This is a genomic window from Mycobacterium asiaticum, from assembly GCF_001668675.1.
GTDB classification, from domain to species: Bacteria; Actinomycetota; Actinomycetes; order Mycobacteriales; family Mycobacteriaceae; genus Mycobacterium; species Mycobacterium asiaticum_D.
Map to the genome: position 1 here is coordinate 1 of NZ_LZKQ01000097.1, position 12789 is coordinate 12789.

Annotated in this window: 14 protein-coding genes and 2 pseudogenes; 9 read left to right on the forward strand and 7 right to left on the reverse strand. The window is 67.7% G+C overall.

All coding sequences use genetic code 11. From position 1 onward, the window contains the following. Positions 1-100: 100 nt before the first annotated feature. Positions 101-514, reverse strand: coding sequence for a PaaI family thioesterase (locus A9X01_RS08510; RefSeq protein ID WP_065120319.1), 414 nt, complete (start codon positions 512-514; stop codon positions 101-103). A gap of 168 nt (positions 515-682) precedes the next feature. Here A9X01_RS08510 and cysD point away from each other — a divergent pair. The 3 genes and pseudogenes from cysD to A9X01_RS08525 all read left to right on the forward strand — a co-directional run bounded on the left by cysD (position 683) and on the right by A9X01_RS08525 (position 4002). Then, positions 683-1650 (forward strand): annotated as a pseudogene (cysD, locus tag A9X01_RS08515) (sulfate adenylyltransferase subunit CysD). Then, complete coding sequence (gene cysC, locus A9X01_RS08520) at positions 1650-3503, forward strand: adenylyl-sulfate kinase (protein ID WP_065120320.1); 1854 nt, start codon at positions 1650-1652, stop codon at positions 3501-3503. The pseudogene cysD and the gene cysC overlap by 1 nt, the downstream one beginning before the upstream one ends. A gap of 22 nt (positions 3504-3525) precedes the next feature. Next, the gene (locus A9X01_RS08525) at positions 3526-4002 is read left to right on the forward strand and encodes an Rrf2 family transcriptional regulator (protein WP_065120321.1); all 477 of its coding nucleotides are present in this window, start codon (positions 3526-3528) and stop codon (positions 4000-4002) included. Here A9X01_RS08525 and A9X01_RS08530 read toward each other — a convergent pair. Then, positions 3999-4388, reverse strand: coding sequence for a VOC family protein (locus A9X01_RS08530; protein ID WP_065120322.1), 390 nt, complete (start codon positions 4386-4388; stop codon positions 3999-4001). The two genes, A9X01_RS08525 and A9X01_RS08530, sit on opposite strands and share 4 nt — an antisense overlap. 16 nt (positions 4389-4404) lie before the next feature. Further along, entirely contained in the window at positions 4405-4818 is a 414-nt protein-coding gene (locus A9X01_RS08535; protein WP_036357780.1) for a VOC family protein, read from the reverse strand. A gap of 38 nt (positions 4819-4856) precedes the next feature. On the opposite strand from A9X01_RS08535, the gene A9X01_RS08540 reads away from it, so the two are divergent. From A9X01_RS08540 to A9X01_RS08555, 4 genes are all read left to right on the forward strand, one after another. Beyond that, positions 4857-5735 (forward strand): LLM class flavin-dependent oxidoreductase, encoded by an 879-nt coding sequence (locus A9X01_RS08540; protein ID WP_065120323.1) that lies wholly within the window; start codon positions 4857-4859, stop codon positions 5733-5735. A gap of 67 nt (positions 5736-5802) precedes the next feature. After that, positions 5803-6339 carry an NUDIX domain-containing protein gene (locus A9X01_RS08545; protein WP_065120324.1) on the forward strand — a complete coding sequence of 179 codons (537 nt, stop codon included), beginning with the start codon at positions 5803-5805 and terminating at the stop codon, positions 6337-6339. Between the two features lie 95 nt (positions 6340-6434). Next, a complete protein-coding gene (locus A9X01_RS08550; protein WP_065120325.1) occupies positions 6435-8132 on the forward strand; it encodes an alpha/beta hydrolase domain-containing protein in 1698 nt (565 codons plus the stop codon). A 63-nt stretch (positions 8133-8195) separates the two neighbouring features. After that, complete coding sequence (locus A9X01_RS08555; RefSeq protein ID WP_495524973.1) at positions 8196-8693, forward strand: Rv2253 family sensor-like surface protein; 498 nt, start codon at positions 8196-8198, stop codon at positions 8691-8693. An 89-nt stretch (positions 8694-8782) separates the two neighbouring features. Here the strand turns inward: A9X01_RS08555 and A9X01_RS08560 are convergent, their stop codons facing one another. Then, positions 8783-9118 (reverse strand): DUF732 domain-containing protein, encoded by a 336-nt coding sequence (locus tag A9X01_RS08560; protein ID WP_065120327.1) that lies wholly within the window; start codon positions 9116-9118, stop codon positions 8783-8785. Between the two features lie 129 nt (positions 9119-9247). Here A9X01_RS08560 and A9X01_RS08565 point away from each other — a divergent pair, with 129 nt between their 5' ends. Further along, entirely contained in the window at positions 9248-10033 is a 786-nt protein-coding gene (locus A9X01_RS08565) for an alpha/beta hydrolase (protein WP_172832472.1), read from the forward strand. On the opposite strand, the gene A9X01_RS08570 is transcribed toward A9X01_RS08565, so the two are convergent. Beyond that, entirely contained in the window at positions 10030-10710 is a 681-nt protein-coding gene (locus A9X01_RS08570) for a thioesterase II family protein (RefSeq protein WP_065120329.1), read from the reverse strand. The two genes, A9X01_RS08565 and A9X01_RS08570, sit on opposite strands and share 4 nt — an antisense overlap. A 118-nt stretch (positions 10711-10828) precedes the next feature. Here A9X01_RS08570 and A9X01_RS08575 point away from each other — a divergent pair, with 118 nt between their 5' ends. Continuing rightward, positions 10829-11803: a 2-hydroxyacid dehydrogenase gene (locus A9X01_RS08575; RefSeq protein WP_065120332.1), complete on the forward strand. Its 975-nt coding sequence runs from the start codon at positions 10829-10831 to the stop codon at positions 11801-11803. Here A9X01_RS08575 and A9X01_RS08580 read toward each other — a convergent pair whose 3' ends face one another. After that, positions 11804-12313: a hypothetical protein gene (locus tag A9X01_RS08580; protein ID WP_065120330.1), complete on the reverse strand. Its 510-nt coding sequence runs from the start codon at positions 12311-12313 to the stop codon at positions 11804-11806. It lies immediately after the preceding gene. A 3-nt stretch (positions 12314-12316) separates the two neighbouring features. Further along, positions 12317-12789 (reverse strand): annotated as a pseudogene (locus A9X01_RS30425) (hypothetical protein); the annotation flags it as partial.

Below are 12789 nucleotides of genomic sequence, written 5' to 3' on the forward strand. Positions count from 1 at the left end.
CGCGCGCCCCCCGCGCCGCCCCCCGCCCCCGGGCCCCGCCCCCCCCCCCCCCCGCCGGGGGGGGGGGGGGGGGGTTCCCCCTCTTCTCGCGGGGGGACCGTCACCCGACCTTGTAGGTCGCGAGGGCCTTGGCGAGCAACTGTCCGTCCGGGTCAACGATGTCGGCCTCACAATTGACCAGCGACCGACCGCGGCGCAGGGCCCGGCCCACCCCGATCACATCGGTGGCCCGCGCGGGTGCCAAGAAGTCCAGCGTCAACGACACCGTCACGCCGCGTAACGACGGCGGGGCCTCGCGGCCGGACCAGGCGGCCGCCATCACCGCGAGATCGGCGAGGGTGGCGATCGCCCCGCCGTGCACCATGTCTCCCATGGTGGTATTCGTCGGATCCCACGGCAGGCGCAGCCGGACCTCGTCTTCGCCGAGATACTCCGCGACGATCCCCAACTTGGTGACGAAAGGCGACTGAGGCAGAAACGCCGCGATGACGTCGCGCCCGCTTGGATTGGTCATCGGTCCATCTTGCGCACGCCTGCCCAGCAGCGGAAGGGTCACCTTCTGAGCGCGAGCAGACGTAAAAGCACCCGACACGCCCAGCGCGCGGGTGCTTTTACGTCTGCTCGCGCAACCGCATTGACACCCCCGGTTCCGGCTGGTTTTATATCCGCAATAACCATAAATATGGTCAACTCAACCAACATTACCGAGAAATGATGCCGATGGGTGCTGATCTCAAAGCCGGCCCGGCGGCCGGCCAGTACGAACTGAGCCATTTGCGCTCGCTGGAGGCCGAGGCGATCCACATCATCCGGGAAGTGGCCGCCGAGTTCGAGCGGCCGGTGCTGCTGTTCTCCGGCGGCAAGGACTCGATCGTCATGCTGCACCTGGCGCTCAAGGCCTTTCGTCCCGGAAGGCTGCCGTTCCCGGTGATGCACGTCGACACCGGTCACAACTTCGACGAGGTGCTGGCCACGCGCGACGAACTGGTCGCCGAGGCAGGCGTGCGGCTGGTGGTGGCATCGGTGCAGGACGACATCGACGCCGGACGGGTGGTCGAGACGATCCCATCCCGTAATCCGCTGCAGACCGTGACGCTGTTGCGCGCCATCGGCGAGCACAGGTTCGATGCGGCGTTCGGCGGTGCCCGGCGCGACGAGGAGAAGGCGCGGGCCAAGGAGCGGGTGTTCAGCTTCCGCGACGAGTTCGGCCAGTGGGACCCCAAGGCGCAACGGCCCGAACTGTGGAACCTCTACAACGGCCGCCATCACAAGGGCGAGCACATCCGGGTGTTCCCGCTGTCCAACTGGACCGAGTTCGATATCTGGTCCTACATCGGCGCCGAGAAGGTCAGGCTGCCGTCGATCTATTTTGCTCACCGGCGCAAGGTCTTTCGCCGCGACGGAATGTTGCTGGCGGTGCACCGCTACCTGCAGCCGCGAGCCGACGAGCCGGTGTTCGAGGCCTCGGTACGGTTCCGCACGGTCGGCGATGTGACCTGCACCGGTTGCGTGGAATCCGAAGCGGCCACGGTGTCGGAGGTGATCGCCGAGACCGCCGTGTCCCGGTTGACCGAGCGTGGCGCCACCCGCGCGGACGACCGGATCTCCGAGGCCGGCATGGAAGACCGGAAACGGCAGGGGTACTTCTGATGGCTGGACCTTCTACGTTGTTACGGCTCGCTACGGCCGGGTCCGTCGACGACGGCAAATCCACCCTCATCGGACGGCTGCTCTACGACTCCAAGGCCGTAATGGAGGACCAGTGGGCATCGGTGGAGAAGACGTCGCGCGAACGCGGTCACGACTACACCGACCTCGCGCTGGTCACCGACGGCCTGCGCGCCGAACGCGAGCAGGGCATCACCATCGATGTCGCCTACCGCTATTTCGCCACGCCCAAGCGCAAATTCATCATCGCCGACACCCCCGGCCACATCCAGTACACCCGCAACATGGTGACCGGGGCCTCGACCGCGCAGCTGGTGATCGTGCTTGTGGACGCACGCCACGGCCTGCTGGAGCAGTCCCGCCGGCACGCGTTCCTGGCCTCGCTGCTGGGCATTCAGCACATCGTGCTGGCCGTCAACAAGATGGACCTGATCGATTGGGACCAAGAGAAATTCGAGGCGATCCGCGATGAGTTCCACGCGTTCGCCGCCCGACTGGATGTGCAGGATGTGGCCACCATCCCGATGTCGGCGCTGCATGGTGACAACGTGGTGACCAAGTCGGACAAGACGCCCTGGTACGAGGGGCCGGCGCTGCTGTCCCACCTGGAAGAGGTGTTCATCGCCGGCGACCGCAACCTGGTCGACGTGCGATTCCCGGTCCAGTACGTGATCCGCCCGCACACCCGTGAACACCAGGACCACCGCAGTTACGCCGGCACCGTCGCCAGCGGCGTGATGCGCCCCGGTGACGAGGTGGTGGTGCTGCCGATCGGCAAGACCACCCGGATCACCACCATCGACGGACCGACCGGGCCGGTGGCCGAAGCGTTTCCGCCGATGGCGGTTTCGCTGAGCCTGGACGACGACATCGACATCTCGCGCGGCGACATGATCGCGCGGACCAACAATCAACCGCGGGTGACCCAGCATTTCGATGCCACGGTGTGCTGGATGTCGGACGCGTCAGCGCTCGAGCCCGGCCGCGACTATGTCATCAAGCACACCACGCGCACCACACGGGCCAGGGTGACGGGACTGGATTACCGGCTCGACGTCAACACGCTGCACCGCGACAAGACGGCAACGGCGTTGAAGCTCAATGAACTTGGCCGCATCACGCTGCGCACCCAGGTGCCGCTGCTGCTCGACGAGTACTCCCGCAATGCCAGCACCGGCTCGTTCATTCTCATCGACCCGGACACCAACGGCACGGTGGCCGCGGGAATGGTGCTGCGAGATGTGGTGGCCCAGAAGGCAAGTCCCAATACCGTCCGACACAAGTCGCTGGTCACCGCCGCCGACCGGGCCATCAAGGGCAGGACGGTGTGGCTCACCGGGCTATCGGGAGCGGGCAAGTCTTCGGTGGCCATGCTGGTGGAGCAGAAGCTGCTCGAAAAGGGCATTCCCGCTTACGTTCTCGACGGGGACAATCTGCGGCACGGTCTCAACGCCGACCTGGGCTTCTCCATGGCCGACCGGGCGGAGAACCTGCGCCGCCTGGCGCACGTCGCGACGCTGTTGGCCGATTCGGGTCAGGTCGTGCTGGTGCCTGCCATCAGCCCGCTGGCCGAGCACCGGGAGTTGGCGCGAAAGGTCCACGACGACGCCGGATTCGAGTTCTTCGAGGTGTTCTGCGATACCCCGCTGGTCGAGTGTGAGCGGCGCGATCCGAAGGGTCTGTACGCCAAGGCGCGGGCCGGGGAGATCACGCATTTCACCGGGATCGACAGCCCATACCAGCGGCCGAAGAACCCCGATCTGCGGCTCACCGCCGACCGGACGCTCGAGGAGCAGGCGCAGAGCGTGATCGACATGCTCGAGGTGCGCGCCTAGCGGGCTGGCAGAATCGGTCAGCATGCGGATGTCGGCCAAAGCGGAATACGCTGTGCGCGCGATGGTCCAGCTTGCGACGGTGCCCAGCGGCGCCCTGGTCAAGACCGACGACCTGGCACAGGCCCAGGGGATTCCGCCGCAATTCCTCGTCGACATCCTGACCAACCTTCGTACCGATCGGCTGGTCCGCAGCCATCGCGGCCGCGAAGGCGGGTACGAGCTGGCGCGTCCGGGCACCGAGATCAGCATCGCCGACGTGCTGCGCTGCATCGACGGTCCGCTGGCCAGCGTCCGCGATATCGGGCTCGGCGACCTGCCCTATTCCGGGCCCACCGTCGCGCTCACCGATGTGTGGCGGGCGCTGCGCGCCAGCATGCGATCAGTCCTGGAGGAGACCACGATCGCCGATGTCGCCGCCAACAGTCTGCCCGAACACGTCGCGCGGATGGCCGACGATTATCGGGACCAGGAAAGCAAGCGGCACGGGTCGACGCGCTAGCTCCCGGAGCCGTAGGGCCGGGTGAGGATCTCCATGGCGTGCCCGGCAGGGTCCCGGAAGTACACGCCCCGGCCGCCGTCCCGGGTGTTGATCTGGCCGGGACGGCTGGCCCCGGGGTCGGCCCAGTGCGGCAGGCCGCGTGCGCTGATCTTGCCGTAGATCGCGTCGAACTCGTCTTCGGACACCAGGAACGCGTAGTGCTGCGGCCGGATCTCGTCGGACTCGGCGACGTCGGCGTAGTCCAGCGATGCCCCGTGGTCGAGCGTGACGACCATGAACGGACCGAAGGACGTGGGGGCAGGCAGATCGAACAATTCGGTGAGGAATTCCGCGGATTCCCGTTTGTCGCGGGCCGCGACGATGGTGTGGTTGAAAGCGATGGACATGGTGCTTACCAGTCTGCTACTTCGGAGCCGTCAGCTCCAACGCGATGTTGTCCGGGTCGCGGAACTCCAGAATGTAGGACGGACCGATGTCCTTGATCGGCCCGTGGGCGATGCCCAATTCATCGAGATGAGTTGCCGCAGCGTCTAATTCGTCCTTGCTGGCCACGCGGAACGCGAGGTGGTCCAGGCCGACGCGGTTCTCGTCGAAGCGGTCGGTGGCCACCGGACGCAGGCCCAGCAGACCACCGCCCATGTCGTAGATAACCCCGCCGAACAGAAACCCCAGCCGGTTGCGCAGCTTCTCGTCGGCGTTCTCGGGGATCTCGATCAGGACCGGCCAGTCGAAGACGCTCTCGTAGAACTGACGGGATCGCTCGATGTCGGTGACGGTCAGCCGTACGTGCGCGAACGACGTGCTCGTGAGGGCCATTCGGCCATGCTGCCAGAATCGTGCCTGTGCAGATAGGTATGACCATGCCCGTGATGGAGCCCGACCTCGACGCGACGCTGCTCCAGACGTGGGCGGAGGCGATCGACACGGGTCCGTTCTCGTCGCTGTGCTGGGGCGAACGCATTGCCTTCGACAACCCGGACAGCCTGACGCTGCTCGGCGCGCTGTCGGCGTGGACCGACCGCGTGCGGCTGGTGACGACGGTGATCGTGCCGCAGCTGCACGATCCGGTCATGCTGGCCAAGGCGCTGGCCACCGGTGACCTGCTCAGCGGCGGCCGGCTGACGGTCGGCATCGGGGTGGGCGGCAGGCACGAGGACTACAACGCCGTCGGCGCCGACCCCAAGACACAGACCATGCGCGCCATGGCCGAGCGCGTCGCAGTGATGAAACGGGTCTGGGCCGGCGAGAAGACCACCGATTCGGTGCGCCCGGTGGGACCGCCGCCGGTCCAGGCCGGCGGGCCGCAGCTGCTCGTCGGCACCATCGGGCCCAAAACCGTACGCAGCGCTGCCAGCTGGGCCGACGGCATGGCGGGAACCACACTGAACTTGGACGTCGCCCAGCAGAACGAACTGTTCGACGTGGCCCGCGCGGCCTGGAAAGAGGCGGGCAAGCCAAAACCCCACCTGGCCACGTCCTTCTGGTTCGCGTTCGGTGCGCCCGATGAAGCCCGCGACCAGGTCCACCGGCATCTGCGCCGGTACATGAACTGGATCCCCGCCGAATACGTCGACGCGATGGCCCCGACCACGGGGTGGGCGGGCAGCGAGGACGAGCTGCTGGCGGTGCTGCGCAAGTTCGCCGACATCGGCACCGACGAAGTGCACCTGATCCCCACCAGCTCCGACATCGGGCAGCTCCGGCGCGCCGCCGACGTCGCCGCTGCCCTCTGAGTCAGCCGGCCGCCGGGTCGGCGTTCGCCGACTGTCCCAACGCCTCGCCCTTGCCAATACTGGTCGGGTGCCCTTCATCGAAACGGTCAACTCCCGCGAGGTCTACCGCAACCCGTGGATGGTGTTGCGCGAAGACGAAATCCGCCGTCCCGACGGCACCCCCGGCATCTATGCGGTGGTGGACAAGCCGAGCTATGCGCTGGTGATTCCCTACGACGGGGACCGGTTCCGGTTGGTCGAGCAGTTCCGGTATCCCGTCGGTGCGCGCCGGTGGGAGTTTCCGCAGGGCACCGCACCGGATCTGGCGACCCAGGAGCCCGTCGCGCTCGCCGAGCGCGAATTGCGCGAGGAGACCGGTCTGCGCGCGACCTCGTTCGAGGCCCTGGGGCTGCTGGACGTCGCACCGGGGATGAGCAGCCAGCGTGGCTGGGCGTTCCTGGCCACCGGGATCTCGGAGGGACGCGTCGAGCGGGAGCACGAGGAGCAGGACATGCGCAGCGCCTGGTTCCCCCGCGCGGAGGTCGAACAGATGATGCGGGACGGCGTGATCGCCGACGCGCAGTCGATCGCCGCGTACGGGCTGTTCCTGCTGCGTGGGCGGTAAATCCCGCCTCCAAGGATTCTTCAAGAATGCGCCAAGGCCCCTGCCGGAAAGTCATCTGCAACAGCCCGAGATGACGACCGACGAGGGGGATCGAGATGTCAGTCGAGTCAGTGCACGTGCACAACGTCTACCCGCACACCGACAGCCGCTACGAGAATGTGGAAGCGACCGTCACGTTCGCCGTGGACCCCGAAGCGCTGGCCAACGAGCGCATCGTCGACCTCAAGCTCGCGCCGCGCGACGACGACGGCCTCGTCCGTTACACCGCCGACCTGCGCCTGCTCCGTCCGGTGAGCGGCGGCAACGGCAAGCTGCTGTTCGTCGTGCCCAACCGCGGCGTCCCCACCAACGCGCCCTGGCTGAAGGGCGGCTTCCTGCTGAACCGCGGCTGGACCATCGCCTCGTGCGGCTGGCAGTGGGACGTCCAGCGCGGTCCGGCCATCCTGGGGCTGACGGCGCCCCAGGCCGACGTGGCCCCCGGCTTCATGCGGCTGGAGTGGCGCTCGGACGTCGTCCGGGAAGACCACGCCCTGAGCTTCTCGGCGCCCGAGGTCGAGTCAATCCCCGGTGCCGACGTGCTGTTCAAGTTCACCGACTACCCCACGATCGACGTCGACGACCCGGAGGCGGTGCTGACCGTGCGCACGGCCCCCAATGCCGAGCCGGTGGTCGTCCCTCGCGAGACCTGGCGCTTCACCGACGAGACGCACGTCTCGGTGGACGGCGGATTCCAGCCGTTCCACTGGTACGAGCTGGTGTACCGCACCGCGCTGGCCCCGGTCGCCGGCTGCGGCCTGCTGGCCATCCGCGATATCGTTTCGCACCTTCGCGCCGACGGCATCGACCACACCTTCGCCTACGGCGTCTCCCAGGCCGGGCGGTTGCTGCGCCAGTTCCTGTCCGACGGGCTCAACGTCGACGAGGCCGGGATGCAGGTCTTCGACGGTGTGTTCAGCGACTTCGCCAGCGCCAACCGGGGCGAGTTCAACCAGCGGTACGCCCAGCCCTCGACCCCCGGCGGCCACGGCGCCGCGGGCCCGATCGGCAACGATGACCTGCTCGCGCTGCAGCGCCAGCTCGGCGGCGTCCCGAAGACGATCTTCACCAACAGCGCCACCGAGTACTGGCAGGGCGACGGCGCGCTGGTGCACGTCGACCCGCACACCGGCGCCGACCTGCCCGAGGACGACGACGTCCGCACCTACCTGCTGGCCGGCACCGACCACTTCGGCAGCAGCAAGATCAAGGACGCGCTGCCCGCCGCCAACCCGGTGCACCACCTCGACGTCACTCCGGTCACCCGGGCGCTGCTCGTCGCGCTCGACGACTGGGTGTCGGACGGCATCGAGCCGCCGGCCAGCCGGGTCCCGCGGACCAGCAACGGCACCGCCGTGGCCCGCAAGGACGTGTTGTCCCGCTTCGGCTACGCGAACACCCCGGCCCCGGCCTGGCTGCCCTCGGCGAGCGAGACCGACCTGGTGTCGGCCGTCGACGCGGACGGCAACGAGGTGGCCGGCATCCGGTTGCCCGCGGTCGCCGCACCGCTGGCCACCTACACCGGCTGGAACGCCAGGCGCTACGTCGAGGACCTGCCGGAGGTGCTGTACGAGCGGATCGGCAGCAAGCTGCCCTTCCCTCCCGGACGGCCGTCGGTCTCCGAGCGGTACCCGACCAGCGGTGACTACGCCACCGCGGTCCGCACGGCTGCCGAAGGGCTTGTCGCGCAGCGTTTCCTGCTCACCGACGAGATCGACTCGGTCGTCAAGAAGGCCGTCGCCGAATACCCGGCCTGAGTAAAGCGGGATCGTGTCCCGTCCGGTATCTGGTCGCGTCATCCGTCCAGCAGCATTGGCACGATGCGCCGGGGTTTCGCAATGCTTGCCGCCATGGCGGTGCTGGCTGTGCCGGCGCACCCCGCCGGCGCGGCGACACCGTCCTGGAACGGCAAGTATTCACTGGTGAGGTACGCCGCGCAGAAGACGGGCACCAGCGTCGCGGCCACCCAGTCCGAAGCCACCTTCAGCGCCGACTACGTCTTTTCGACGGTGTGCTCGGCCTCGTCGTGCGTCGCCACCGCCAACAACGGGCCCACGCCCAAGAATCCGACGATCGTCGTGCCGTCGCACTACACCTGGGACGGCACCCGGTGGGTCGAGCGCTTCGACTTCCAGTGGGACTGTTACCTGGGCGAAGGGGTTGCCAAGGCGTGGGCCCCGGCGAAGTCGTGGGCGTTCTACACCCCGCAGCCCGACGGGTCGCTGCGCGGCACCTGGCACACCGACATCTACGGCGGCCCCTGCCAGGGCAGCGTCGAGATGCCGGTGGCGGCATTTCGCGCCGGCGCTGGCACCTGAGCGGGGCGCAACCGCAACCCGGGAACGCCAAAACCGGGCCCAAGCCACCCGTTCGGGGTGCTTGAGCCCGGTGGCTCAGTTGGGGTACGTCAGGTGGTGGTGACGTACTGCGGGCAGTAGGCGCTCGCCGCGTCGACGGCGAATGTCTTTGCGCCGCTGGGGCTCAGGCCGGTCCGCTCGGCCACGCCGCTGTAGACCTGAGCTGAGGACTGACCCGCATCGAGAGCGGCGCAGACGGCGTGGGCCTCGCTGATCGCGCGCGCGTTGCTGGGCGGAGTGATCCCGTCGGCCTTGATCTGGGCGATGAACGCGTCGTCGACGGTACCGGCGCCCGCGGTGCCGGCGAGGCCGAGGGCCGCGAACCCGAGGGCAGCGGCGGTCACGGCGGTGCCGGCCAGTGAGGTGGTGAAGCGGTGAATGAGCATTGTTGTCTCCGTGTGGTGATTGGTGGTGATTAGTGGTGGTGGACGCTGGTTGCGCAATCGAAGTTTCGGGCCGGAGACTTTAGGAATCCTTGATGGATTCTTGATGCCGGTTCGCAAAGAATGAGCCCCATGCTCGAAGTCATCGACAAAGGCCGCTGCACCGAGAAACACCCTGATCCGCTGTTGTTCGTGCACGGCGCCTGGCATGCGGCATGGTGCTGGGGCGAGCATTTTCTCGACTTCTTTGCGGCCAGGGGTTACCGGGCCGTGGCCATGAGCCTGCGCGGGCATGGCGGCAGTCCTGGCCGAAATCGATTGCGCTGGACGCGAATCAGGGACTATGTGGACGACGTCGCGGAGGTCGCGGCGCAGCTGCCGACGGAACCGGTACTGGTGGCGCACTCCATGGGCGGGTTTACGGCTCAGCATTACCTACAGCGGCACCGCGCCCCGGCGGCCATCCTCGTCACGCCGATTCAGCCCGCCGGCGTGCTGCGGTTGACCACGAGCATTGCCCGCCGTCACCCCCGCGACTTCGCCAGATGCAACACCGAACTCCGCCTGGAGCCACTGGTGCGGACGCCGACCCTGGCGCGCGACCTGTTCTTCTCCGCGACAATGCCTGCGGCGCAGGTGGACTCATACCAGCAGCGGCTGCAGGACGAGTCTTACCGAGCCTTTCTCGACATGCTCGCGCTGGACCTGGTGCGGACCAAGCGGGTCAATCGCGTCCCGATGCTGGTGCTGGGCGCCGAACTGGACACCATCGTCACCGAACGCGAGATCTACCGCACCGCAACGATATACGGCGCCGAGGCAAAGGTGTTCCCGGGCATGGCCCACGACCTGATGCTGGAGGCGGGGTGGCAGGCCGTGGCTGAGACGATCGACGACTGGCTCAGCGGTAACGGTTAGGCCGCCACCAGCGTCGACATCAGCGGCCGCAGCGTCTCGAACAAGCTCTTGCGGTCGCGCAGGTAGAAGTGACCACCGCGCAGCATCTGCACCGAGAAGTCGGCCTTGGTCCGCGAACGCCACTGCTGCAGGTCGGCTTCGCTGACGATCGGGTCTTCGCTGCCACCGAAAACGTGGATGGGGCAGGGCAACTCGCCGTTGCCGGCTTCCTCGTCGGTCATCAGCAGTTCCAGGTCGTGGCGGGTGATCGTGACGGCCTGTTCGCGCAGCGTGGGCCAGCGGGTCAATCCGGCCGGCATCAAACCCATTTCGGACAGGAAGGCCGCGAGTTGGTTGTCGTCGAGTTCCTTGACCACATGCAGCGGCGGCTGGAGATGCGGCGGGGCATAGGCGGAGACGAACACCGCCCGCGGGAGCTCGGCGCCGGCGGCGGCGCGGACGCACGCCAGCCGGTAGGCCAGCAAGGCGCCGAAGCTGTGTCCGAAGAACATGTGCGGTTCGTCCAGCAGGGGACCCAACTGGTCATTGACCTCATCCACGAGGTTACGCAGCGTGGCGAACCGCGAACGGTTGGGGATCTCGACGGGGACTACCTCGATGGCCGGGTCCAGCGCCTTGCGCCAGGCGTTGAACGCCAACCCGCCACCCCCGGCGTGGTGAAAGCAGAACAACCGCATGATGACCGCCCCTTCGTTCGATCGGCTGGTGAAATCACCATCCCGCGAGGCGCTCAACGGATTCTTGGCGGATTCTTGGAGGAATCTTGCAGCTCGGGACCCGGCCCGGACAAGGATGATGGCAACCGTGACGGTGAAGAAGATCCACGACGCCCTGCGCATCGGCCCGTTCGAGCGCACGTTCGAAGCCGAACTCGCGGCACGCTACGAGATCCCCCGGTTGCCCGGTGGTGCGCAGCGTGCCGACTTCCTGGCCCAGCACGCGGCTGACATCCGGGTGATTGTGACCTCCGGCGGCCCCGGCGCGGACGCCGACACCATTGCGGCGCTGCCCAACCTGGAGGCCATCGTGAACAACGGCGCCGGGGTGGACAACATCGACCTCGACGCTGCGCAGCGCCGGGGCATCGGTGTCAGCAACACTCCCGACGTGTTGACCGACACCGTCGCCGACACCGCGGTCGGTCTGATCCTGATGACCCTGCGCCGGTTCGGCGCCGCCGACCGCTATGTGCGGGCCGGCCGATGGGCCAGCGAGGGCCCGATGCCCTACGCGCGGGACGTCACCGGCCTGCGGGTCGGCGTCCTGGGCCTGGGCCGCATCGGGACGGCGATCGCCACACGACTCCTTGGATTCGACTGCGCGATCGCGTACCACAACCGGCACCGGGTGGACGGATCGCCATACCGGTACGTGGCATCGCCGGTCGAGTTGGCCGCGTCGGTCGATGTGCTGGTCGTCGCCACCACGGGTGACAGCCAGGCCCGCAACCTCGTCGACCGCGCCGTCCTGCAGGCGTTGGGGCCCGACGGCTATCTGGTCAACATCGCCCGCGGCAGCGTCGTCGATCAGGACGCCTTGGTCGAGTTGCTCGTCGGCGGCGGCCTGGGCGGGGCCGGGCTGGACGTGTTCGCCCAAGAGCCGCATGTACCCGAGGAACTGTTCGGGCTGGACAACGTGGTGCTGCTCCCGCACGTGGGCAGCGCCACCGCACGGACCCGCCGGGCGATGGCGCTGCTCGCCATCCGCAACCTGGACAGCTACCTCAGTACCGGCGAGCTGGTCACGCCCGTGCTGGCCATACGTCGCTGATCACTGCGGCGGGAGCCGTCTCTGCAATTCGGCGGTGATGTCGAGTTGGCGTTGCACCGCTGCGAGGTCCGCCTCCAGCGCGCTCGTGTCGGGCTTCGTCGCGGCGGTGGCATACCGCGCGACCGCCGCCTCGATGCACTGGACCGTCACGGTGATGGTCTTCAGTAGTTCGCCTTTGTGCACGCTGGAGAGTTGCGCTACGGCGACGAGATGGTCATCGAGATCGAGCGCGGTCTGTTCGAGATCGGCGCGCAGCACGATGGTAGTGCCGTTGTCGAGGGAGTCCGCCGCGCGCAGCGCGCCCATCGCATCCCGCAACCGGCGGTGCAGCCGGGCTTCCGGCTCGTGCGAGACGGCCCACGACTGCGGCGCGCGGGTGGGCCGGCCCGGCATGACCTGATTGTCCCGATTGAGCGCCCGCTTCTGGGAGCGCCCGACCATCGCCACGATGGCGACCGTCAAGCCCAGGATGACGACGAGGGCGAGGATCACCACGGCGGCGATTTCCATCGGCTACTTCCTGTGGATGTTGCGGGACGGCGACCTACTCGAATGATGCCCGTGCGAGTGCAGATAACTCCAGATCGCGATCGCCAGGATCACGATCAGGATCGCGCAGATGACCGCGATCGCGACCTTGACCTTGCTCCATGGCCGGTCGCCGGCCACTTCACCGGTGAGGCCGTTGATGCACACCTGAAACGGCCGGCCGCTGTAGAGCACGGTCAGCAGCCAGATCGGCAGCAGAATGTGCTTGAAGCCCAGGTAATTCCAGGTGGTGCGAAGCCGGTGGACCCGCTGACGGTCACCGCCGATGTCCGACCGTACGGTCCGTTCGACGGCCTTCTCCATCTCTTGCTTGGCTTCGGGCAGCGCCTGCTCGGCGTCCTTGTCGTAGGTGCGGCAGAGGTGGCCGGCGACGAATTCTGGTGAGAACGCCCTGGCCTGCTCGACCGGCCACGGCTCGAGCGACTTGATGCGTTTGC